Annotated in this window: 28 protein-coding genes; all 28 read right to left on the bottom strand. The window is 41.5% G+C overall.

Annotated features, from left to right (window positions below; all coding sequences use genetic code 11):
- Positions 1–28 precede the first annotated feature (28 nt).
- Positions 29–1,321, bottom strand: a complete 1,293-nt coding sequence (gene secY, locus ACXAF2_RS12690) for a preprotein translocase subunit SecY (protein WP_113970898.1) — start codon at positions 1,319–1,321, stop codon at positions 29–31.
- Positions 1,321–1,761, bottom strand: coding sequence for a 50S ribosomal protein L15 (gene rplO / locus ACXAF2_RS12685; protein WP_113970897.1), 441 nt, complete (start codon positions 1,759–1,761; stop codon positions 1,321–1,323). The genes secY and rplO overlap by 1 nt, the downstream gene beginning before the upstream one ends.
- 32 nt (positions 1,762–1,793) lie before the next feature.
- Positions 1,794–1,976 (bottom strand): 50S ribosomal protein L30, encoded by a 183-nt coding sequence (gene rpmD / locus ACXAF2_RS12680; protein WP_475139029.1) that lies wholly within the window; start codon positions 1,974–1,976, stop codon positions 1,794–1,796.
- A 13-nt stretch (positions 1,977–1,989) separates the two neighbouring features.
- Entirely contained in the window at positions 1,990–2,490 is a 501-nt protein-coding gene (gene rpsE / locus ACXAF2_RS12675; RefSeq protein WP_044340531.1) for a 30S ribosomal protein S5, read from the bottom strand.
- A gap of 23 nt (positions 2,491–2,513) precedes the next feature.
- A complete protein-coding gene (gene rplR / locus ACXAF2_RS12670; protein WP_113970895.1) occupies positions 2,514–2,876 on the bottom strand; it encodes a 50S ribosomal protein L18 in 363 nt (120 codons plus the stop codon).
- 33 nt (positions 2,877–2,909) lie between these two features.
- A complete protein-coding gene (rplF, locus tag ACXAF2_RS12665; protein ID WP_475139027.1) occupies positions 2,910–3,449 on the bottom strand; it encodes a 50S ribosomal protein L6 in 540 nt (179 codons plus the stop codon).
- A gap of 30 nt (positions 3,450–3,479) precedes the next feature.
- Positions 3,480–3,878: a 30S ribosomal protein S8 gene (gene rpsH, locus ACXAF2_RS12660; protein ID WP_060674108.1), complete on the bottom strand. Its 399-nt coding sequence runs from the start codon at positions 3,876–3,878 to the stop codon at positions 3,480–3,482.
- Positions 3,879–3,908: 30 nt separating this feature from the next.
- A complete protein-coding gene (locus ACXAF2_RS12655) occupies positions 3,909–4,094 on the bottom strand; it encodes a type Z 30S ribosomal protein S14 (RefSeq protein WP_010191505.1) in 186 nt (61 codons plus the stop codon).
- A 24-nt stretch (positions 4,095–4,118) separates the two neighbouring features.
- A complete protein-coding gene (gene rplE, locus ACXAF2_RS12650) occupies positions 4,119–4,658 on the bottom strand; it encodes a 50S ribosomal protein L5 (RefSeq protein WP_148971242.1) in 540 nt (179 codons plus the stop codon).
- Between the two features lie 26 nt (positions 4,659–4,684).
- Positions 4,685–4,996, bottom strand: a complete 312-nt coding sequence (rplX, locus tag ACXAF2_RS12645) for a 50S ribosomal protein L24 (RefSeq protein ID WP_034765969.1) — start codon at positions 4,994–4,996, stop codon at positions 4,685–4,687.
- Between the two features lie 39 nt (positions 4,997–5,035).
- The gene (gene rplN / locus ACXAF2_RS12640; RefSeq protein WP_032085280.1) at positions 5,036–5,404 is read right to left on the bottom strand and encodes a 50S ribosomal protein L14; all 369 of its coding nucleotides are present in this window, start codon (positions 5,402–5,404) and stop codon (positions 5,036–5,038) included.
- Positions 5,405–5,448: 44 nt separating this feature from the next.
- A complete protein-coding gene (rpsQ, locus tag ACXAF2_RS12635; RefSeq protein ID WP_032085279.1) occupies positions 5,449–5,712 on the bottom strand; it encodes a 30S ribosomal protein S17 in 264 nt (87 codons plus the stop codon).
- A 20-nt stretch (positions 5,713–5,732) separates the two neighbouring features.
- A complete protein-coding gene (gene rpmC, locus ACXAF2_RS12630) occupies positions 5,733–5,936 on the bottom strand; it encodes a 50S ribosomal protein L29 (RefSeq protein ID WP_032085278.1) in 204 nt (67 codons plus the stop codon).
- Positions 5,926–6,360 (bottom strand): 50S ribosomal protein L16, encoded by a 435-nt coding sequence (gene rplP, locus ACXAF2_RS12625; protein WP_044340527.1) that lies wholly within the window; start codon positions 6,358–6,360, stop codon positions 5,926–5,928. Before rplP ends, rpmC begins: the two co-directional genes overlap by 11 nt.
- 2 nt (positions 6,361–6,362) lie before the next feature.
- Positions 6,363–7,019 (bottom strand): 30S ribosomal protein S3, encoded by a 657-nt coding sequence (gene rpsC / locus ACXAF2_RS12620; RefSeq protein WP_034765973.1) that lies wholly within the window; start codon positions 7,017–7,019, stop codon positions 6,363–6,365.
- A gap of 3 nt (positions 7,020–7,022) precedes the next feature.
- The gene (rplV, locus tag ACXAF2_RS12615) at positions 7,023–7,364 is read right to left on the bottom strand and encodes a 50S ribosomal protein L22 (RefSeq protein WP_034765976.1); all 342 of its coding nucleotides are present in this window, start codon (positions 7,362–7,364) and stop codon (positions 7,023–7,025) included.
- Between the two features lie 19 nt (positions 7,365–7,383).
- Complete coding sequence (gene rpsS / locus ACXAF2_RS12610; protein ID WP_148971241.1) at positions 7,384–7,662, bottom strand: 30S ribosomal protein S19; 279 nt, start codon at positions 7,660–7,662, stop codon at positions 7,384–7,386.
- Between the two features lie 60 nt (positions 7,663–7,722).
- Positions 7,723–8,553, bottom strand: a complete 831-nt coding sequence (rplB, locus tag ACXAF2_RS12605) for a 50S ribosomal protein L2 (RefSeq protein WP_044340525.1) — start codon at positions 8,551–8,553, stop codon at positions 7,723–7,725.
- A 31-nt stretch (positions 8,554–8,584) separates the two neighbouring features.
- Complete coding sequence (gene rplW, locus ACXAF2_RS12600; protein ID WP_058300085.1) at positions 8,585–8,869, bottom strand: 50S ribosomal protein L23; 285 nt, start codon at positions 8,867–8,869, stop codon at positions 8,585–8,587.
- Positions 8,869–9,492: a 50S ribosomal protein L4 gene (gene rplD, locus ACXAF2_RS12595; protein ID WP_148971240.1), complete on the bottom strand. Its 624-nt coding sequence runs from the start codon at positions 9,490–9,492 to the stop codon at positions 8,869–8,871. Before rplD ends, rplW begins: the two co-directional genes overlap by 1 nt.
- 30 nt (positions 9,493–9,522) lie before the next feature.
- A complete protein-coding gene (rplC, locus tag ACXAF2_RS12590) occupies positions 9,523–10,152 on the bottom strand; it encodes a 50S ribosomal protein L3 (protein WP_148971239.1) in 630 nt (209 codons plus the stop codon).
- A gap of 35 nt (positions 10,153–10,187) precedes the next feature.
- Complete coding sequence (rpsJ, locus tag ACXAF2_RS12585; protein ID WP_007085291.1) at positions 10,188–10,496, bottom strand: 30S ribosomal protein S10; 309 nt, start codon at positions 10,494–10,496, stop codon at positions 10,188–10,190.
- 721 nt (positions 10,497–11,217) lie between these two features.
- Positions 11,218–12,408 carry an elongation factor Tu gene (tuf, locus tag ACXAF2_RS12580; RefSeq protein ID WP_113970887.1) on the bottom strand — a complete coding sequence of 397 codons (1,191 nt, stop codon included), beginning with the start codon at positions 12,406–12,408 and terminating at the stop codon, positions 11,218–11,220.
- A gap of 129 nt (positions 12,409–12,537) precedes the next feature.
- Complete coding sequence (gene fusA / locus ACXAF2_RS12575) at positions 12,538–14,616, bottom strand: elongation factor G (RefSeq protein ID WP_475139022.1); 2,079 nt, start codon at positions 14,614–14,616, stop codon at positions 12,538–12,540.
- 51 nt (positions 14,617–14,667) lie between these two features.
- Entirely contained in the window at positions 14,668–15,138 is a 471-nt protein-coding gene (rpsG, locus tag ACXAF2_RS12570; RefSeq protein WP_034765993.1) for a 30S ribosomal protein S7, read from the bottom strand.
- Between the two features lie 44 nt (positions 15,139–15,182).
- On the bottom strand, positions 15,183–15,605 hold the full coding sequence (gene rpsL / locus ACXAF2_RS12565; protein WP_032085266.1) for a 30S ribosomal protein S12: 423 nt from the start codon (positions 15,603–15,605) through the stop codon (positions 15,183–15,185).
- Positions 15,606–15,704: 99 nt separating this feature from the next.
- Complete coding sequence (locus tag ACXAF2_RS12560; protein ID WP_475139021.1) at positions 15,705–15,953, bottom strand: 50S ribosomal protein L7ae-like protein; 249 nt, start codon at positions 15,951–15,953, stop codon at positions 15,705–15,707.
- A 160-nt stretch (positions 15,954–16,113) separates the two neighbouring features.
- On the bottom strand, positions 16,114–19,713 hold the full coding sequence (rpoC, locus tag ACXAF2_RS12555; RefSeq protein WP_475139019.1) for a DNA-directed RNA polymerase subunit beta': 3,600 nt from the start codon (positions 19,711–19,713) through the stop codon (positions 16,114–16,116).
- Positions 19,714–19,745 lie beyond the last annotated feature (32 nt).

Raw genomic sequence — 19,745 nt, 5'->3', positions numbered from 1 at the left:
CAGGAACAAAATGTTCCCGAAAACCCTCTTATTTAATAAATCCTTTGTAGTGACGTTTCACTAACTGTGCTTCGAGTTGCTTCATTGTCTCAAGTGCAACACCTACTACGATGAGTAGACTTGTTCCACCAATTTGAGCTGCAGGAGGTAATCCTGCAAAGTTAATGAAGAAAACAGGAAGTATAGAAATGACAGCTAAGAAGATTGCCCCAACAAATGTTAGACGATACAGAACGCGAGTGAGATACTCTTGTGTGGTTTTACCTGGACGAATACCAGGGATATATCCACCTTGCTTCTTCAAGTTTTCAGCCATTTGTTCTGGATTCACTTGAATGAAAGCATAGAAATACGTAAAGGCAACGATCAGAGCTACATAGATGATCATACCAACTGGTTTAGTGTAATCAAAGATGTACTGAATAGTACTTGTCACATCATTTTCCCCGAAGAAAGATGAAATGGTCTGTGGCGTGATTATGAAAGAAATCGCAAAGATAACTGGAATAACACCCGCAGCATTTACTTTTAACGGTAGATGTGTTGATTGACCACCAACCGGACTACGCCCCACTAAACGTTTTGCATATTGAATCGGAATCTTACGAAGTGCTTGTTGAATAAACACGACACCAACCACGATTGCAATAACTGCTAAAACAAGAAGTGCAAGAACCACAATTCGAAGGAAAAGCTGTTCGCCTGCCCCTTCAATTTGCTGAGCATAGATTTGGTTTACTGTGTTAGGGATAGCAGCAACGATACCTGCAAAGATCAGGATCGAAATACCATTCCCTACACCTTTAGCCGTAATTTGTTCACCCAACCACATAAGAAAAGCCGTACCAGCTGTTAGAACTAACGCTATTAGTAGGTACGTACTAACTCCAGGGCTTTGGATAAGCATTCCACCATATATTCTATTGAAACCATAGGACATACCTAAAGCTTGGATAAATCCAAGAACAATAGTGAAATAACGTGTGAACTGAGCTAATTTCCGGCGTCCGACTTCACCTTGCTTAGACCACTCTGTAAACTTCGGAACAACATCCATTTGCAGGAGTTGTACGATGATAGAAGCGGTAATGTAAGGCATAATTCCCATCGCGAAGATGGAGAAGTTTTGCAGTGCACCGCCACCAAATGTATTAAGGAATCCAAGAATTCCTGCCTGGTCTTGCATTTTCAATACATTAGCGTCTACGTTTGGCACCGGAATGAAGGTACCAAGACGGAAGACTATTAACATTAGAAGGGTGAAAATAATTTTATTTCTTATATCACCCACGCGCATAAAATTGGAGATAGTTTGAAACATTAGATCACCTCGGATGTACCGCCAGCAGCTTCGATAGCTTCTTTAGCAGTGGTTGAGAATTTTTGTGCTTTTACTGTAAGCTTTTTCTCGATTGAACCTTTACCAAGAATCTTAATTCCCGCTTTTTCGTTACTCACTACGCCAGTTTCTACAAGTAGGGCTGGAGTAACTTCTGTACCATCTTCGAAGCGATTCAATGCGTCAAGGTTGACGATTGCATATTCCTTACGATTGATGTTCGTGAATCCACGTTTTGGTAGACGTTGGAATAATGGTGTTTGACCACCCTCAAAGCCAGGACGAGTTCCGCCACCTGAACGAGCGTTTTGTCCTTTATGACCTTTACCAGAAGTCTTTCCATTACCTGAACCAATACCACGTCCTACACGATTGCGGACCTTACGTGAACCTTCTGTAGGCTTTAACTCATGTAATTTCATGTCGGCACCTCCTTTTTTTCGAAAGAAATCGATTATTTTTCTGTAAGCGTTACAAGGTGAGCAACTTTGTTGATCATACCGCGGATAGCAGCATTATCTTGTTGTTCAACTGTTTGATGCATTTTGCGAAGTCCTAAAGCTTCAACAGTTTTACGTTGATCTTGTGGACGACCAATTGTACTGCGAGTGAGGGTAATTTCTAGTTTGTTAGCCATCGTTATCCCTCCCTTATCCTAATATCTCTTCTACTGATTTACCACGTAATTTTGCAACGTCTTCAGCACGCTTTAATTGTTTTAAACCTTCGATAGTAGCGCGAACCATGTTAATTGGAGTGTTAGATCCTAAAGATTTAGATAGGATATCTTGAACACCAGCTAATTCAAGTACGGCACGAACAGGTCCACCAGCAATAATTCCTGTACCCGCAGAAGCAGGTTTGATCAGAATTTGACCAGCACCAAATCGTCCAGTTACTAGGTGAGGAGTTGTACCTTCAACCATAGGAACTTCAATTAGATTTTTCTTCGCATCTTCAATCGCTTTACGGATTGCATCAGGTACTTCCTGAGCTTTACCAGTTCCGAAACCAACGTGACCGTTTTTGTCGCCTACTACTACAAGAGCAGCGAAACGGAAACGACGTCCACCTTTAACAACTTTCGCAACACGATTGATTGTAACTACGCGTTCTTCAAATTCTAGTTTACTTGGATCAATACGACGCATCTGGATTGTCCCTCCTTTTTTTATTAAAATTCTAAGCCGTTTTCACGAGCTGCTTCAGCTAAAGCTTTGATACGGCCATGATATAAATATCCTCCACGGTCAAATACCACGGATTTCATTCCTTTATCTACTGCACGTTTCGCAACTAGTTCTCCAACTTTTGCTGCTGCATCGATAGTAGCGGCTGAGTCTAGATCGAAATCTTTATCTTGAGAAGATGCACTAACTAGAGTAACACCGTTCACGTCATCGATAAGTTGAGCGTAGATATTTTTGTTAGAACGGAAAACGTTCAAACGAGGACGAGTTTCAGTTCCAGTAATTTTTGAACGGACACGAGCATGTCTCTTCTTACGTGTTTTGTTCTTATCTGGCTTAGTAATCACCTACGGTCACTCCTTTCTTTTGCCTACGCGGCATTATTTACCTGTTTTACCTTCTTTACGACGAACATATTCACCTTCGTAGCGAATACCTTTTCCTTTGTAAGGCTCAGGAGAGCGTACAGCACGAATGTTTGCAGCTAATGCTCCAACACGTTCTTTATCGATACCTTTGATAGATATCTTTGTGTTTGCCGGTACTTCGATCTCGATACCTTGTTCTGGTTCGATCTCAACTGGGTGAGAGTAACCAACGTTAAGTACAAGCTTCGTACCTTGTTTTTGAGCACGGTAACCTACACCGACTAGCTCAAGATTTCTTTGGTATCCTTTAGATACACCTTCAACCATGTTCGCGATTAGGGCACGAGTTGTACCGTGTAACGCGCGGTGTTCTTTTGCATCAGAAGGGCGAGTAACTGTTGCTACGTTTCCTTCTAATTCAACTTTAATATCAGAATTGAATGTACGAGAAAGTTCCCCTTTAGGTCCTTTTACAGTTACAGTGTTATCTTCACCTACTGTTAGAGTAACGTCAGATGGAATTTCGATTGGTAGTTTTCCTACACGTGACATCCTGTTGCACCTCCATTCATATAAAAAATATTACCAAACGTAAGCTAGTACTTCTCCGCCTACTTGTTGAGCACGAGCTTCTTTATCAGTTAAAACACCTGTAGAAGTAGAAACAAGTGCGATACCTAAACCGTTTAATACTCTAGGTACTTCTGTAGATTTCGCATATACACGTAAACCAGGTTTAGAGATACGCTTTAATCCAGTAATTACACGTTCGTTGTTTGCTCCATATTTTAAGAAAATGCGGATAACACCTTGCTTGTTATCTTCTACATATTCTACGTCACGTACGAAACCTTCACGTTTAAGGATTTCTGCAATTTCTTTCTTGATGTTAGAAGCAGGAACTTCTAATCTTTCGTGACGAACCATGTTCGCATTACGGATGCGAGTAAGCAAATCTGCAATTGGATCTGTCATTGTCATAATAATTTACCTCCTTCCCAATATAGGGTATTACCAACTAGCTTTCTTAACGCCAGGAATCTGACCCTTGTATGCAAGTTCACGGAAACAAATACGGCAAAGCTTGAATTTACGGATAACTGAATGAGGACGTCCGCAACGTTCGCAACGTGTGTACGCTTGAACATTATGCTTTGGCGTGCGTTTTTGTTTCGCAATCATAGATTTTTTAGCCACATTTTCGCCTCCCTTATATAGCGATTACTTTTGGAATGGCATTCCGATTTGTGTCAATAATTCACGAGCTTCTTCGTCTGTGTTCGCAGTTGTTACGATTACGATATCCATACCGCGTACTTTAGACACTTTATCATAGTCAATCTCAGGGAAAATCAATTGCTCTTTAACTCCTAATGTGTAGTTACCGCGACCGTCGAATGCTTTTTTAGAAACACCACGGAAGTCACGTACACGTGGAAGTGAAACAGAAATTAATTTATCTAAGAATTGGTACATACGCTCTCCACGAAGAGTAACTTTTGCACCGATAGGCATACCTTCACGAAGACGGAAGCCTGCGATAGATTTTTTAGCTTTCGTTACAACTGGCTTTTGACCAGTGATTTGAGTCAACTCATCAACAGCTACATCAAGAGCTTTTGAGTTTTGAACAGCTTCACCGATACCCATGTTGACAACGATCTTTTCAACTTTAGGTACTTCCATTACTGATTTGTAATTGAATTTGCTCACTAGAGCTGGACTGATTTCTTGTTGAAATTTTTCTTTTAGGCGGTTCATTCAGAATACCTCCCTTCTTAATCGTACTATTTATCTAGAACTTCACCTGATTTTTTTGCTACACGTACTTTTTTGCCGTCTTCTGTCTTATAACCTACACGAGTTGGCTCGTTAGATTTCGGATCTAGAAGCATAACATTTGATACATGGATAGATGCTTCTTGGCTGATGATTCCGCCTTGCGGGTTCATCTGTGAAGGCTTAGCGTGTTTTTTCACAACGTTGATTCCTTCAACCAGCACTCGGTCTTTCTTAGGGAATGAAGCAAGAACAACACCTGTTTTGCCTTTATCTTTCCCAGTAATGACCATTACTTTATCGCCTTTTTTTACATGCATTTCATCGCACCTCCTTGAATGGCCCAATGCTAATATCTATTAAAGAACTTCTGGAGCTAAAGATACAATTTTCATAAAGTTGCTGTCACGTAGTTCGCGAGCAACAGGTCCGAAGATACGAGTTCCACGTGGTCCCTTATCGTCACGGATAATTACACAAGCGTTCTCGTCGAACTTAATGTAAGTACCGTCTTGACGACGTACACCAGATTTAGTACGTACAACAACCGCTTTTACTACGTCACCTTTTTTAACAACGCCACCTGGTGTTGCTTGTTTTACTGTACACACGATAACATCACCGATGTTAGCTGTTTTGCGTCCAGAACCACCAAGCACTTTGATAGTTAATACTTCACGAGCACCAGAGTTGTCAGCAACTTTTAAACGTGATTCTTGTTGAATCATGTAGGTAACCTCCCTTCGGAATTTAAAATATCCGAACAAATATATTAGATAATAACTGCTTTTTCAACAACTTCTACTAAACGGAAACGTTTTGTAGCAGATAGTGGACGAGTCTCCATGATACGTACGATATCGCCTACTTTTGCTTCGTTGTTCTCATCATGAGTTTTAAACTTCTTAGAGTACTTAACGCGCTTGCCGTATAGAGAATGCTTTTTATAAGTTTCTACCATAACCGTTACTGTTTTATCCATTTTGTCGGAAACAACACGGCCAGTGTATACCTTACGTTGGTTGCGGTCACTCATTTAAGCAAACCTCCTCTCATTTATCGATTGTTAACCCCGATCTCTCTTTCACGGATTACAGTTTTCATACGAGCGATCCCTTTGCGGACTTCACGAATGCGAGCTGTATTTTCTAATTGCCCAGTCGCAAGTTGGAAGCGAAGGTTAAATAACTCTTCTTTTAGAGTTTTTACTTTTTGTTCAATTTCAGCAGTGGTTAGGTCACGAATTTCATTAGTTTTCATTTGATTCACCACCAATTTCCTCACGTTTTACAAACTTCGTTTTGATTGGAAGTTTGTGTGATGCTAGACGAAGTGCTTCACGAGCTACCTCTTCAGACACACCAGCGATTTCAAACATGATTTTTCCAGGCTTAACTACTGCTACCCAACCTTCTGGAGCACCTTTACCTGAACCCATACGTACTTCTAAAGGTTTTGCAGTGTAAGGTTTATGAGGGAAGATTTTAATCCATACTTTACCGCCACGTTTCATGTAACGAGTCATAGCGATACGAGCTGCCTCGATTTGACGGTTTGTGATCCAAGAAGCTTCCACTGCTTGTAAACCGTATTCACCGAACGCTACCTCTTGACCGCCTTTAGCACGTCCACGCATTTTTCCGCGGTGTTCGCGACGATGTTTAACGCGTTTAGGTAATAACATAATTATTTGCCTCCTTCCTCAGATTTCTTTCTTGTAGGAAGAACTTCTCCACGGTAGATCCATACTTTAACGCCAAGCTTACCATAAGTTGTGTCAGCTTCTGCATGAGCATAGTCAATGTCAGCGCGTAGTGTATGAAGTGGAACAGTACCTTCACTGTAATGTTCTGCACGAGCGATATCTGCTCCGCCTAAACGACCAGATACTTGTGTTTTGATTCCTTTAGCTCCAGCACGCATCGCACGTTGGATTGATTGCTTTTGAGCACGACGGAAAGAAACACGGTTTTCTAATTGACGAGCGATGTTTTCTGCTACTAATTTAGCATCAACGTCAGCTCTTTTGATTTCAACGATGTTGATGTGTACACGTTTTGAAGTAAGTTCGTTAAGTGCTTTACGAAGAGCTTCAACTTCTGTACCACCTTTACCGATAACCATACCAGGCTTAGCTGTATGAACAGTAATGTTAATACGATTTGCAGCGCGCTCGATTTCCACTTTAGAAACAGAAGCGTCTACTAAACGTTTTGCAATATATTCACGTACTTTAATGTCTTCGTGTAATAGATTAGCGTAATCTTTATCTGCGTACCATTTAGATTCCCAATCACGGATTATACCGACACGAAGTCCGACCGGATGTACTTTTTGACCCACAGCTTATCCCTCCTTCTTTTCTGATACGACAAGTGTAATGTGACTTGTACGTTTGTTAATTTGACTTGCACGTCCCATCGCACGAGGACGGAAACGTTTAAGTGTTGGTCCTTCATTTACATAAGCCTCAGTTACCACTAGGCTATTAATATCCATGTCAAAGTTGTGCTCTGCGTTCGCAATAGCAGACTTAAGTACTTTTTCGATTACTGGTGAAGCAGCTTTAGGTGTATGCTTTAAGATAGCAACCGCTTCTCCAACTTGCTTACCTCGGATTAGATCAACGACTAAACGTACTTTACGAGGAGCAATACGTACTGTTCTTGCAACAGCTTTTGCTTGCATTAGGATACCCTCCTCTCAATTAGCGTCTTGTTTTCTTATCATCACTTGCATGACCTTTGTAAGTACGAGATGGTGCGAATTCACCAAGCTTGTGTCCTACCATGTCTTCAGTGACGTATACAGGTACATGTTTACGACCATCGTAAACTGCGATAGTGTGACCGATGAATGCTGGGAAGATCGTTGAGCGACGAGACCAAGTTTTAACAACTTGTTTGCCTTCAGTTTCGTTCAATTTCTCAACCTTACTCATTAAATGATCATCAACAAAAGGTCCTTTTTTTAAGCTACGACCCATGTTTGAACCTCCCTTCGTGATTGATCTACGGCTCTTTTCAGGAACCGTAGTACAATCCCGTTATTTTTTGCGACGACGCACAATAAATTTATCAGATTTGTTGTTTTTCTTACGTGTCTTGTATCCAAGAGTAGGTTTACCCCATGGAGACATTGGTGATTTACGTCCGATTGGAGCGCGTCCTTCACCACCACCGTGTGGGTGATCGTTAGGGTTCATTACAGAACCACGAACTGTTGGGCGTTTACCTAACCAACGAGAACGTCCGGCTTTACCAATGTTGATAAGTTCGTGTTGTTCATTTCCAACTTGACCTACAGTAGCACGACAAGCAGAAAGAATCATACGAGTTTCACCAGAGTTAAGACGTACAAGTACATATTTACCTTCTTTACCAAGTACTTGAGCAGATGTTCCAGCAGAACGTACTAACTGGCCACCCTTACCTGGTTTAAGTTCGATATTGTGTACGATTGTACCAACTGGGATGTTGATAAGTGGTAATGCGTTACCCACTTTAATATCTGCTTCAGGTCCAGACATTACTTCCATACCTACTTCGATTGTTTTCGGTGCAAGAATGTAACGTTTTTCCCCATCAGCGTAGTTAATTAGTGCAATGTTTGCTGAGCGGTTTGGATCGTATTCGATCGTAGCAACGCGTCCAGGTATACCATCTTTTTCACGTTTGAAATCGATGATACGGTATTGGCGCTTATGACCGCCACCTTGATGACGAACTGTTAACTTACCTTGGTTGTTACGGCCACCCTTTTTGTGTAGGGGTGCTAAAAGTGACTTTTCCGGAGAATCTGTAGTGATTTCAGCGAAATCAGAACTAGTCATGCCGCGACGACCATTAGAGGTAGGTTTATACTTTTTAATCGCCATGTTTTTCCCTCCTCTTCTTAATTAAAGAATTTTATACTTCAAAGAATTCGATTTCTTTACTATCAGCAGTAAGCTTAACGATAGCTTTACGACGCTTGTTAGTGTAACCAGCGTGTTTACCCATACGTTTGAACTTACCTTTGTAGTTCATGATGTTAACTTTATCTACTTTCACGTCAAAGATTTCTTCAACAGCGTCTTTTACTTGAGTTTTGTTAGCTCTAGTATCAACTTCGAAAGTATACTTTTTCTCAGACATAAGATCAGTTGAAGCCTCTGTAATTACGGGGCGCTTAATGATTTCACGTACATCCATTATGCAAGCACCTCCTCTACTTTTTCAACAGCTGATTTAGTGATCACTAGTTTGTCGTGTCCTAACACATCCAGAACGCTAATTCCATCAGCAGGAACAACAGTTACACCAGGGATGTTACGAGCTGAAAGTGCTACGTTTTCGTCGATGCCATCAGTGATTACTAATGTTTTAGAATCAACAGAAAGACCTTTAAGAACGTTAGCAAATTCTTTTGTTTTAGGAGCATCGAATGATAATGCTTCTAATACTAAGATGTTTTCTTCTACTACTTTAGAAGAAAGAGCAGATTTGATCGCTAAGCGACGAACCTTCTTAGGAAGTTTGTAGCTGTAGCTGCGTGGAACTGGTCCAAATACAGTACCACCACCGCGCCATTGTGGAGAACGGATTGACCCTTGACGAGCACGGCCAGTTCCTTTTTGACGCCAAGGCTTACGCCCACCGCCACGTACTTCAGAACGATTTTTTACTTTGTGATTCCCTTGACGTAAAGAAGCTCTTTGCATCAATACTGCTTCAAACATTACATGTTTGTTTGGTTCGATACCAAAAACAGTGTCATTAAGTTCGATATCACCAACTTTAGAACCGCTTTGGTTAAATAATGCTACTTTCGGCATTCTTGTTTCCTCCTTTCTTGAAAAGTTCTATTAGTTTGCTTTAATAGCTGACTTTACTTTGATCAGTTGTTTCTTAGGTCCAGGTACATTACCTTTAACCAAGATAAGGTTACGATCTGCATCAACTTTTACAATTTCAAGGTTTTGAATTGTAATTTGCTCTCCGCCCATACGTCCAGGTAGTAATTTACCTTTGAATACACGGTTTGGATCAACAGGACCCATTGAACCAGGACGACGGTGGTAACGAGAACCATGGGACATAGGTCCGCGAGATTGGTTATGACGCTTGATAGCACCTTGGAATCCTTTACCTTTTGAAACTCCTGTTACATCTACGATTTCGCCTGCCGCGAAAATATCAACTTTGACTTCTTGACCAACTTCGTACTCTTCTACGTTTACACCGCGGATTTCACGGATGAAGCGCTTAGGAGCAGTTTCAGCTTTAGCAACGTGGCCTCTCTCTGGTTTGTTAGAAAGCTTTTCACGTTTGTCTTCAAAACCTACTTGGATAGCTTCGTAGCCATCAACATCGATAGATTTCTTTTGAAGTACCACGTTTTGAGCAGCTTCGATAACAGTTACAGGGATAAGATCACCGTTTTCAGCGAAAACTTGAGTCATACCAATCTTTCTTCCTAAGATTCCTTTGGTCATAAGTCACACCTCCTAATAATTATGGTTTTTATGAATTAAAGTTTGATTTCGATATCTACACCTGATGGTAAGTCTAAACGCATAAGCGCATCAACTGTTTGAGGTGTTGGGTTTACAATGTCGATTAAGCGTTTATGAGTACGCATTTCGAATTGCTCACGAGAATCTTTGTATTTGTGCACAGCACGTAAGATTGTGTAAACAGACTTTTCAGTCGGTAGTGGGATCGGTCCAGAAACCGCCGCACCAGAACGTTTTGCTGTTTCAACAATTTTCTCAGCTGATTGATCAAGAATTCTGTGATCATAAGCCTTTAAACGGATACGAATCTTTTGTTTTGCCATTATTTTCCCTCCTTTATCGCCTATTTTTGAATAGACATTCTCCACAGAAATTTCCCACACACTCGCCATGGCAAAGCGGCCGTGTGTGTCAGCAACCTTCTGTTTCATCGCAGTCAAAGACCAACATTGTCTATTATAACTAAAACACCTAGAAGATGCAACTGTTTCTTGCAAATTCTTTATGTTTTGCACACTTTCTCTATTATACAAACGAACGGTGGTATTTTCAAGGTTATGTGGTATTTTCACAATATTTAATATAACAATGTGAATGGGTTAAATTACTTTAATCCAAAGTGAACTATTAATCATTCTTATCTAATCCTTAGTTATAATATTTCTTCAAGAGTAAGTGCTTGTTGATTTCCGCTCCGGGATGCTCGCTTTCCGCGGGGCGTGAGTTAATCCTCCTCGGGCTTTGCCCTGTGGGGTCTCAACTTTCCCGCTATTCCCGCAGGAGTCGAGCATCCCTCCGCACCAATCAACTTAGTGTTTTAATTACTTATTCATGCAGGAAGTATAACTAATGTGAAGTGTGATCCATAAGCTGAAGTATTTCATTTTCAAATATTATAATGAAGATTGATCAACATATATAAACATGTACTATACTATATAGAAGAAACTCGACAACGCCATTATCATATTCGTTGTAGTACGTAGCTATTTAAACACAAAAAAACAGATGGACATGATGTCCATCTGTTTTTGATATCAATGATTACTCAGTGATTGTAGCTACTACTCCAGCACCTACAGTACGTCCACCCTCACGGATAGAGAACTTAGTACCTTCTTCGATAGCGATTGGAGCGATAAGCTCAACAGTCATTTCGATGTTATCGCCAGGCATAACCATTTCTACACCTTCAGGAAGGTTACAGATACCAGTTACGTCAGTTGTACGGAAGTAGAACTGTGGGCGGTAGTTAGTGAAGAATGGAGTGTGACGTCCACCCTCTTCTTTAGAAAGAACATAAACTTCTGCTTTGAACTTTGTGTGTGGAGTGATTGTACCTGGCTTAGCAAGTACTTGTCCACGTTGGATATCTTCACGAGCTACACCACGAAGTAGTGCACCGATGTTGTCTCCAGCTTCAGCATAGTCAAGAAGCTTACGGAACATTTCTACACCTGTTACAGTAGTAGATTTTGGCTCTTCAGAAAGACCGATGATGTCGATAGTGTCTCCAACTTTAACTTGTCCACGCTCAACACGACCAGTAGCAACTGTACCACGACCTGTGATTGAGAATACATCCTCAACAGGCATCATGAATGGCTTTTCAGTGTCACGCTCTGGAGTTGGGATGTAGCTATCTACAGCTTCCATAAGTTCGTAGATTTTTTCTTCCCACTCAGCTTCTCCTTCAAGAGCTTTAAGAGCAGAACCTTTGATTACTGGTACGTCATCGCCAGGGAAATCGTACTCAGAAAGAAGGTCACGCACTTCCATTTCTACTAATTCAAGTAGCTCTTCGTCGTCTACCATGTCACATTTGTTCATGAATACAACTAGGTATGGAACACCTACTTGACGAGAAAGAAGGATGTGCTCACGAGTTTGTGGCATTGGGCCATCAGCAGCAGATACTACTAGGATCCCACCATCCATTTGTGCAGCACCAGTGATCATGTTTTTAACATAGTCAGCATGTCCTGGGCAGTCAACGTGTGCATAGTGACGAGTATCAGTTTCGTACTCAACGTGTGCAGTAGAGATTGTGATTCCACGTTCTCTTTCTTCTGGAGCACCATCGATTTGGTCATATGCCATTGCAGTTCCACGACCATACTTCTTGTGAAGTGTAGTTGTGATTGCAGCTGTTAGAGTTGTTTTACCATGGTCAACGTGACCGATTGTACCGATATTCGCATGTTGCTTGGAACGATCAAATTTTTCCTTACCCATTTGAAAATCCTCCTTTGATTTTAAAGAAAATAAGTATATTTTGGGTGCCTCAGAGATAGCTAAAAAACCATCTCTGACACAACAATTGCTTACATTAGTATTTATACTTTATAAAAGCGAATAAATCAATTATTCACCTTTATTTTTTTTGATGATTTCTTCAGAAATCGATTTAGGTACTTCTTCATAGTGATCGAAGTGCATGGAGTATGTTCCACGTCCTTGTGTGTTAGAACGAAGAGATGTTGCATATCCAAACATTTCAGATAGTGGTACGAACGCTTTAACGACTTGAGCGTTACCGCGTGCTTCCATACCTTCTACACGTCCACGACGAGAAGTTACATCACCCATGATATCTCCAAGGTATTCCTCAGGGATAACAACCTCTACCTTCATCATTGGCTCAAGGATTACTGGCTTACATTTAGAAGCAGCATTCTTAAGTGCCATTGATGCAGCGATTTTGAACGCCATCTCAGAGGAGTCAACGTCATGGTATGAACCATCGAATAATCTTGCTTTAACATCAACAAGTGGGAAACCAGCTAAGACACCATTTTCTAAAGCGTCAGATAGACCGGCTTGTACTGCAGGGATGTATTCACGTGGAACAACACCACCGACAATACCGTTCTCGAATTCGAATCCTTTACCTTCTTCGTTAGGTGAGAATTCGATCCAAACGTGTCCGAATTGTCCACGTCCACCAGATTGACGGGCGAACTTACCTTCAACTTTAGCCGTATCACGGAAAGTCTCACGGTAAGATACTTGAGGAGCTCCTACGTTTGCTTCTACTTTGAATTCACGTTTCATACGGTCAACGATGATATCTAAGTGAAGCTCACCCATACCTGCGATGATAACCTGTCCAGTTTCCTGGTCAGTATGCGCGCGGAATGTTGGATCTTCCTCTTGAAGTTTTTGTAGAGCAGTAGTCATTTTATCTTGGTCAGCCTTTGATTTAGGCTCAACAGATAGAGAGATAACCGGCTCTGGGAACACCATTGATTCTAGAATAACAAGACTCTTTTCATCACATAGTGTATCTCCAGTAGAAGTATCTTTCAGACCAACTGCTGCTGCAATATCTCCAGCATATACTTTAGAGATTTCTTCACGGGAGTTAGCGTGCATTTGTAGGATACGACCTACACGTTCACGTTTTCCTTTTGAAGAGTTTCTTACGTATGAACCTGACTCAAGAACACCAGAGTAAACACGGAAGAATGTTAACTTACCAACATAAGGGTCAGTTGCAACTTTGAACGCTAATGCAGAGAATGGCGCATCGTCTGATGAAGGACGAGTCACTTCTTCTTCTGTTTCAGGTACAAAACCTTTGATATCTTCAACGTCTGTTGGCGCTGGAAGATAGTCAATAACTGAGTCAATTAGTAATTGAACCCCTTTGTTTTTGAATGCAGATCCACAAACTACCGGGTAGAACTCAACAGTCAGTGTAGCCGCACGGATAGCAGCTTTGATTTCTTCGTTAGAAAGCTCTTCACCTTCTAAGTACTTCATCATAAGCTCTTCATCAAGTTCAGAAACAGCTTCAATTAACTTTCCGCGGTATTCTTCAGCTTGATCTTTGTACTCTTCAGGAATGTCACGAGCTTCTGCGCGTGTTCCAAGGTCATCTTCATAGAAGTAAGCTTTCATTTCTACTAAGTCGATGATACCTTCGAAGTCATCCTCAGCACCGATTGGAAGCTGAATTGGATGTGCATTCGCTTGTAAACGTTCATGAAGTGTCCCAACAGAGTAAAGGAAGTCAGCACCGATTTTGTCCATTTTGTTAACGAACACAACACGGGGAACCCCGTAAGTTGTTGCTTGGCGCCAAACAGTTTCAGTTTGAGGCTCAACACCAGATTGAGCATCAAGTACTGCTACTGCACCATCAAGCACACGCAATGAACGTTCAACTTCAACAGTGAAGTCTACGTGTCCCGGTGTATCGATGATGTTAATACGATGGCCTTTCCATTGAGCTGTTGTCGCAGCAGAAGTGATAGTGATACCACGTTCTTGCTCTTGCTCCATCCAGTCCATTTGAGAAGCACCTTCGTGAGTTTCTCCAATTTTATGGATACGACCTGTATAAAATAGGATACGCTCAGTTGCAGTTGTTTTACCAGCATCGATGTGAGCCATGATACCGATATTACGAGTGTTTTCTAAGGAGAACTCTCTAGGCATGCGGTCTTTCTCCTTCCTTATATGAGAATGGTTTGTTTGTTTAAGATCAGATTACCAACGATAGTGAGCAAACGCTTTGTTCGCTTCAGCCATCTTGTGTGTATCTTCACGCTTCTTAACAGAAGCTCCAGTGTTATTAGCTGCATCAAGGATTTCGTTAGCTAAACGCTCTTCCATTGTCTTCTCACCGCGAAGACGAGAGTAGTTTACTAACCAACGAAGACCTAGTGTAGTACGACGCTCTGGACGCACCTCTACAGGTACTTGATAGTTTGAACCACCAACACGACGAGCTTTAACTTCTAATACCGGCATGATATTTTTTAGAGCTGCATCGAATACTTCCATTGCATCTTTACCTGAACGCTCGCTAATGATATCAAACGCAGCGTATAGTTTCTTTTGAGCTTTACCTCTTTTACCGTCAATCATGATTTTGTTGATTAAACGAGTAACTAATTTTGAATTGTACATTGGATCAGGTAAAACGTCTCTTTTTGCTACAGGACCTTTACGTGGCATGTGATTTCCTCCTTTCAACGAGAAATGAATGTATGATTTTTTTATTATTTTTTAGCTGCTTTAGGGCGCTTAGTTCCGTATTTAGAACGTCCTTGCATACGGCCTTCAACTCCAGCTGTATCAAGCGCACCACGTACGATGTGATAACGTACCCCCGGTAAATCCTTTACACGTCCTCCACGGATAAGAACAACACTGTGCTCTTGAAGGTTATGTCCGATACCAGGAATGTAAGCAGTAACCTCGATTCCATTTGTTAAACGAACACGAGCATATTTACGTAGCGCCGAGTTCGGTTTCTTTGGAGTCATTGTACCAACACGAGTACATACACCACGTTTTTGTGGAGAAGACAAGTTCGTGTGCACTTTCTTAAAGCTGTTATAACCTTTGTTAAGTGCAGGTGACTTTGATTTAGTTGATTTAGACTGACGAGGCTTGCGAACTAATTGGTTAATAGTTGGCATTTTGTTTTCCTCCCTTCTTATTTGGTAAGCCCACACATCCAGGTGGTTCTTTTTTGGGTAAAAGTAAAGTTTTTGCAGATAGCTTCTACAAAAACTATTTTACTGTATAATCGCAACAGCTGCTGCTCCAACATCTATTCCGCACGATTTACCAAGTTTCTTCATGGAATCCACTTTGTTAACCGGTACTTTAAGATCAATAGCGACCTGAACTACCTTGGCTGTAACTTTGGGATCAGCATCCTCCGCAATAACAACCTCTAGTACATGACCTGTTTTAAGAGCTTTCACTGCTTGCTTTGTTCCTACAATAATTTCTTTAGCCTGCGCTACTTTTTCATAAGACATTTCATATCCTCCAAAGTAACAGGTTATTAATAGGAGCAACCTTGAATATATTATCATCTTAAAATCTCTATGTCAACATAGATTTAAAAGATTTATAAAAGCTAACTCTTAGAGCTTATGTTTGAGCAATCAAACACGCCTAAGAGTTAGCCTAAATAGATTACTCTACTGTTACTGTTTCTTCACTAGTATCTTCTGCTAATACCGGCTCTGCCTTGCGGTAACGTTGCATACCTGTACCGGCAGGAACCAATTTACCGATGATAACATTTTCTTTCAATCCAAGTAACTCATCACGTTTTCCTTTAATGGCAGCGTCCGTTAACACACGAGTTGTCTCCTGGAACGATGCTGCTGATAAGAAGGAATCTGTTTCAAGTGAAGCTTTGGTGATTCCGAGCAGGACAGGACGTCCTGTTGCCGGAAGCTTTCCGCCAAATAGAGCTTTTTCGTTCGCGTCTCTGAATTGATGGATGTCCATAAGAGTACCAGGTAGTACCTCTGATTCACCGGCATCAATAACACGAACCTTGCGTAACATTTGACGAACCATGACCTCTACGTGTTTGTCGCCGATTTCAACCCCTTGCATACGGTATACTTTTTGTACCTCACGCAGCAAGTATTCTTGAACGGCTGACACATCACGCACTTTAAGAAGTTCTTTTGGATCGATTGAACCTTCAGTGATTTCCTGACCGCGTACTACTTTATCATTCACAGCGTATTTCAAGCGGGCTGTGTATGGAGCTGTGTAACTTCTCGTTTCCACATCACCTTGAACGGTAATTTCGTACTGACGATCTTTTCCTTCGCTGATGGAAGTGATGACACCATCGATTTCAGAAATAACGGCTTGACCTTTAGGATTACGCGCTTCGAAGATCTCTTGGATACGCGGTAAACCTTGAGTGATATCGTCTCCTGCAACCCCACCAGTATGGAACGTACGCATCGTTAACTGAGTACCCGGTTCCCCGATGGATTGAGCAGCGATGATTCCCACAGCTTCCCCTACTTCGACTTTTTGTCCTGTTGCCAGGTTCGTTCCATAACATTTCTCACATACACCATGTCTAGTGTTACATGTGAAAGCAGAACGGATCGAAACATGTTCGACACCAGCGTCAATGATCGTCTTAGCTAAGTCTTCTGTGATCAGCTGATTTTCTGTAATGATGATTTCATCTGTCTCAGGATGACGTAATGTTTTACGTGAGTAACGACCAAGTAAACGTTCTTCAAGAGGCTCGATGATTTCTGTACCCTCTTTAATGGATCCTACAAGTAGGCCTCTGTCCGTTCCACAGTCTTCTTCACGAACGATTACATCCTGAGCCACATCAACAAGACGACGTGTCAGGTAACCTGAGTCAGCTGTTTTCAGTGCAGTATCGGCAAGACCTTTACGGGCACCATGTGTAGAGATAAAGTACTCAAGAACCGTTAAACCTTCACGGAAACTTGATTTGATCGGTAACTCAATGATACGACCAGCCGGGTTGGCCATCAGTCCACGCATACCAGCAAGCTGAGTAAAGTTAGATGCGTTACCACGGGCACCTGAATCACTCATCATGAAGATCGGGTTGCGTTTATCCAGTGTCGCCATTAATTTACCTTGAATCGTATCTTTCGCAGCACTCCAGATTGAGATAACACGATCATATCTTTCATCTTCTGTAATAAGACCACGTTTAAATTGTTTTAATACGTTGTCTACTTTACTTTGTGCTTCGATTAAGATTTCTTCTTTTTCCGCTAGTACGACGATATCTGCGATACCAACCGTAATACCGGCTTTGGTAGAGTATTTGAATCCTAAGTCTTTCATCTTATCAAGCATACGAGACGTTTCAGTGATAGCAAACTTCTTGAATACTTCCGCAATGATATTCCCTAAGAATCCTTTTTTGAACGGGTTGATTAACTCACGGTTTTGGAATACTTCTTTAACGTCCGTTGACGGATCAACAAAGTAGTTCTCAGGAGTAGCTACTTCCAAGTTCGTTCTTGTTGGTTCGTTAATGAACGGGAATGTATCAGGTAAGATCTCGTTAAAGATTACTTTACCTACCGTTGTTAATAATAATTGTTTATTTTGCTTCTCTGTGAACGTTTTGTTGTTGATGGTGCTGGCATGGATCGCAATACGGGTATGCAAGTGAACATAACCATTTTGATAAGCAAGAATGACTTCATTTGCATCATTGAAGATCATACCTTCACCAACAGCATTTTCACGCTCAAGTGTCAGGTAATAGTTACCTAATACCATATCCTGGGACGGAGTAACAACTGGCTTACCGTCTTTCGGATTAAGGATGTTTTGGGCAGCAAGCATGAGCATGCGTGCTTCAGCTTGTGCTTCAGAAGATAGAGGTACGTGAACCGCCATTTGGTCACCATCAAAATCCGCATTGTATGCCGTACATACAAGTGGGTGAAGACGGATCGCTCTACCTTCGACAAGTGTTGGTTCAAATGCTTGAATACCAAGTCTGTGAAGAGTAGGTGCACGGTTTAAGAGAACTGGATGTTCTTTAATAACCCCTTCTAATACATCCCATACTTCCGGTTGTACGCGTTCGATCTTGCGTTTTGCACTCTTAATGTTGTGAGCCAATCCTTTTTCAACAAGTTCTTTCATAACAAATGGTTTGAATAACTCAAGAGCCATTTCTTTAGGAAGACCACATTGATACATCTTAAGGTTAGGTCCAACGACGATTACAGAACGACCTGAATAGTCAACACGTTTACCAAGAAGGTTCTGACGGAAACGACCTTGCTTCCCTTTAAGCATATGTGAAAGGGATTTTAATGGACGGTTACCTGGTCCAGTGACTGGACGGCCACGGCGGCCATTATCAATTAAAGCATCGACCGCTTCTTGAAGCATACGCTTCTCGTTTTGAACGATGATGCTTGGAGCACCAAGGTCCAATAAACGTTTCAAACGGTTATTACGGTTAATAACACGACGATATAAATCATTTAAGTCAGAAGTTGCAAAGCGTCCACCGTCCAGCTGAACCATCGGGCGAAGCTCTGGAGGAATGACAGGCAGTACATCAAGAATCATCCAGTCCGGATCATTTCCTGAGTTCCTGAAAGATTCCACCACTTCTAAACGTTTGATTGCACGGGTACGGCGTTGACCTTGAGCTGTTTTCAGTTCTTCTTTAAGGAATTCAGCTTCTTTATCCAGGTCAATGTCCTGCAGAAGCTTTTTAATCGCTTCAGCTCCCATTGCCGCTTGGAATTTCACTCCATATTTCTCACGATACGCACGATACTCTTTCTCAGAAAGAAGTTGCTTTCTTTCGAGAGCCGTGTCACCAGGTTCTGTTACAACATAGGAAGCGAAGTAAATAACTTCTTCCAAAGCACGGGGAGACATGTCTAAAACAAGTCCCATACGGCTTGGGATTCCTTTGAAGTACCAGATGTGGGAAACAGGTGCAGCCAGTTCAATGTGACCCATACGTTCACGGCGAACTTTAGCCTTCGTTACTTCAACACCACAGCGGTCACAAACGACGCCTTTATAACGCACACGCTTGTATTTTCCACAGTGACATTCCCAGTCCTTCGTAGGACCGAAGATACGTTCACAGAATAAACCATCTTTTTCAGGTTTTAATGTACGATAGTTAATCGTTTCAGGTTTTTTAACCTCCCCGAAAGACCACGAACGGATCTTATCGGGGGAAGCTAAACCAATTTTCATATACTCAAAATTATTTACATCTAGCAAGGGGCCTACCTCCCTTTTAATCTACAGGCTCT

The sequence above is a fragment of the Rossellomorea sp. ABR4_004 genome (assembly GCF_056159585.1).
The sequence above is the reverse complement of the archived record's forward strand: the minus strand, read 5'-3'. Positions and strand labels throughout refer to the sequence as shown.

Excerpts from the sequence above, each read along its gene's own strand:
- rplC (WP_148971239.1), bottom strand. The coding sequence starts at position 10,152 with ATGACCAAAGGAATCTTAGGAAGAAAGATTGGTATGACTCAAGTTTTC.
- rplV (WP_034765976.1), bottom strand. The coding sequence starts at position 7,364 with ATGCAAGCAAAAGCTGTTGCAAGAACAGTACGTATTGCTCCTCGTAAA.
- rplW (WP_058300085.1), bottom strand. The coding sequence starts at position 8,869 with ATGGATGTACGTGAAATCATTAAGCGCCCCGTAATTACAGAGGCTTCA.
- ACXAF2_RS12560 (WP_475139021.1), bottom strand. The coding sequence starts at position 15,953 with ATGTCTTATGAAAAAGTAGCGCAGGCTAAAGAAATTATTGTAGGAACA.
- rpsQ (WP_032085279.1), bottom strand. The coding sequence starts at position 5,712 with ATGAGTGACCGCAACCAACGTAAGGTATACACTGGCCGTGTTGTTTCC.
- rpsE (WP_044340531.1), bottom strand. The coding sequence starts at position 2,490 with ATGCGTCGTATTGATCCAAGTAAACTAGAATTTGAAGAACGCGTAGTT.
- rplB (WP_044340525.1), bottom strand. The coding sequence starts at position 8,553 with ATGGCGATTAAAAAGTATAAACCTACCTCTAATGGTCGTCGCGGCATG.
- rpsG (WP_034765993.1), bottom strand. The coding sequence starts at position 15,138 with ATGCCACGTAAAGGTCCTGTAGCAAAAAGAGACGTTTTACCTGATCCA.
- rpsL (WP_032085266.1), bottom strand. The coding sequence starts at position 15,605 with ATGCCAACTATTAACCAATTAGTTCGCAAGCCTCGTCAGTCTAAATCA.
- rpsS (WP_148971241.1), bottom strand. The coding sequence starts at position 7,662 with ATGGGTCGTAGCTTAAAAAAAGGACCTTTTGTTGATGATCATTTAATG.
- rpsJ (WP_007085291.1), bottom strand. The coding sequence starts at position 10,496 with ATGGCAAAACAAAAGATTCGTATCCGTTTAAAGGCTTATGATCACAGA.
- rplD (WP_148971240.1), bottom strand. The coding sequence starts at position 9,492 with ATGCCGAAAGTAGCATTATTTAACCAAAGCGGTTCTAAAGTTGGTGAT.
- rplN (WP_032085280.1), bottom strand. The coding sequence starts at position 5,404 with ATGATTCAACAAGAATCACGTTTAAAAGTTGCTGACAACTCTGGTGCT.
- rplP (WP_044340527.1), bottom strand. The coding sequence starts at position 6,360 with ATGTTATTACCTAAACGCGTTAAACATCGTCGCGAACACCGCGGAAAA.
- tuf (WP_113970887.1), bottom strand. The coding sequence starts at position 12,408 with ATGGGTAAGGAAAAATTTGATCGTTCCAAGCAACATGCGAATATCGGT.
- secY (WP_113970898.1), bottom strand. The coding sequence starts at position 1,321 with ATGTTTCAAACTATCTCCAATTTTATGCGCGTGGGTGATATAAGAAAT.
- rplO (WP_113970897.1), bottom strand. The coding sequence starts at position 1,761 with ATGAAATTACATGAGTTAAAGCCTACAGAAGGTTCACGTAAGGTCCGC.
- rpsH (WP_060674108.1), bottom strand. The coding sequence starts at position 3,878 with ATGACAATGACAGATCCAATTGCAGATTTGCTTACTCGCATCCGTAAT.
- rpmC (WP_032085278.1), bottom strand. The coding sequence starts at position 5,936 with ATGAAAACTAATGAAATTCGTGACCTAACCACTGCTGAAATTGAACAA.
- fusA (WP_475139022.1), bottom strand. The coding sequence starts at position 14,616 with ATGCCTAGAGAGTTCTCCTTAGAAAACACTCGTAATATCGGTATCATG.
- rplF (WP_475139027.1), bottom strand. The coding sequence starts at position 3,449 with ATGTCACGTGTAGGAAAACTACCAATCGAAATTCCATCTGACGTTACT.
- rpmD (WP_475139029.1), bottom strand. The coding sequence starts at position 1,976 with ATGGCTAACAAACTAGAAATTACCCTCACTCGCAGTACAATTGGTCGT.
- rplX (WP_034765969.1), bottom strand. The coding sequence starts at position 4,996 with ATGCATGTAAAAAAAGGCGATAAAGTAATGGTCATTACTGGGAAAGAT.
- rplE (WP_148971242.1), bottom strand. The coding sequence starts at position 4,658 with ATGAACCGCCTAAAAGAAAAATTTCAACAAGAAATCAGTCCAGCTCTA.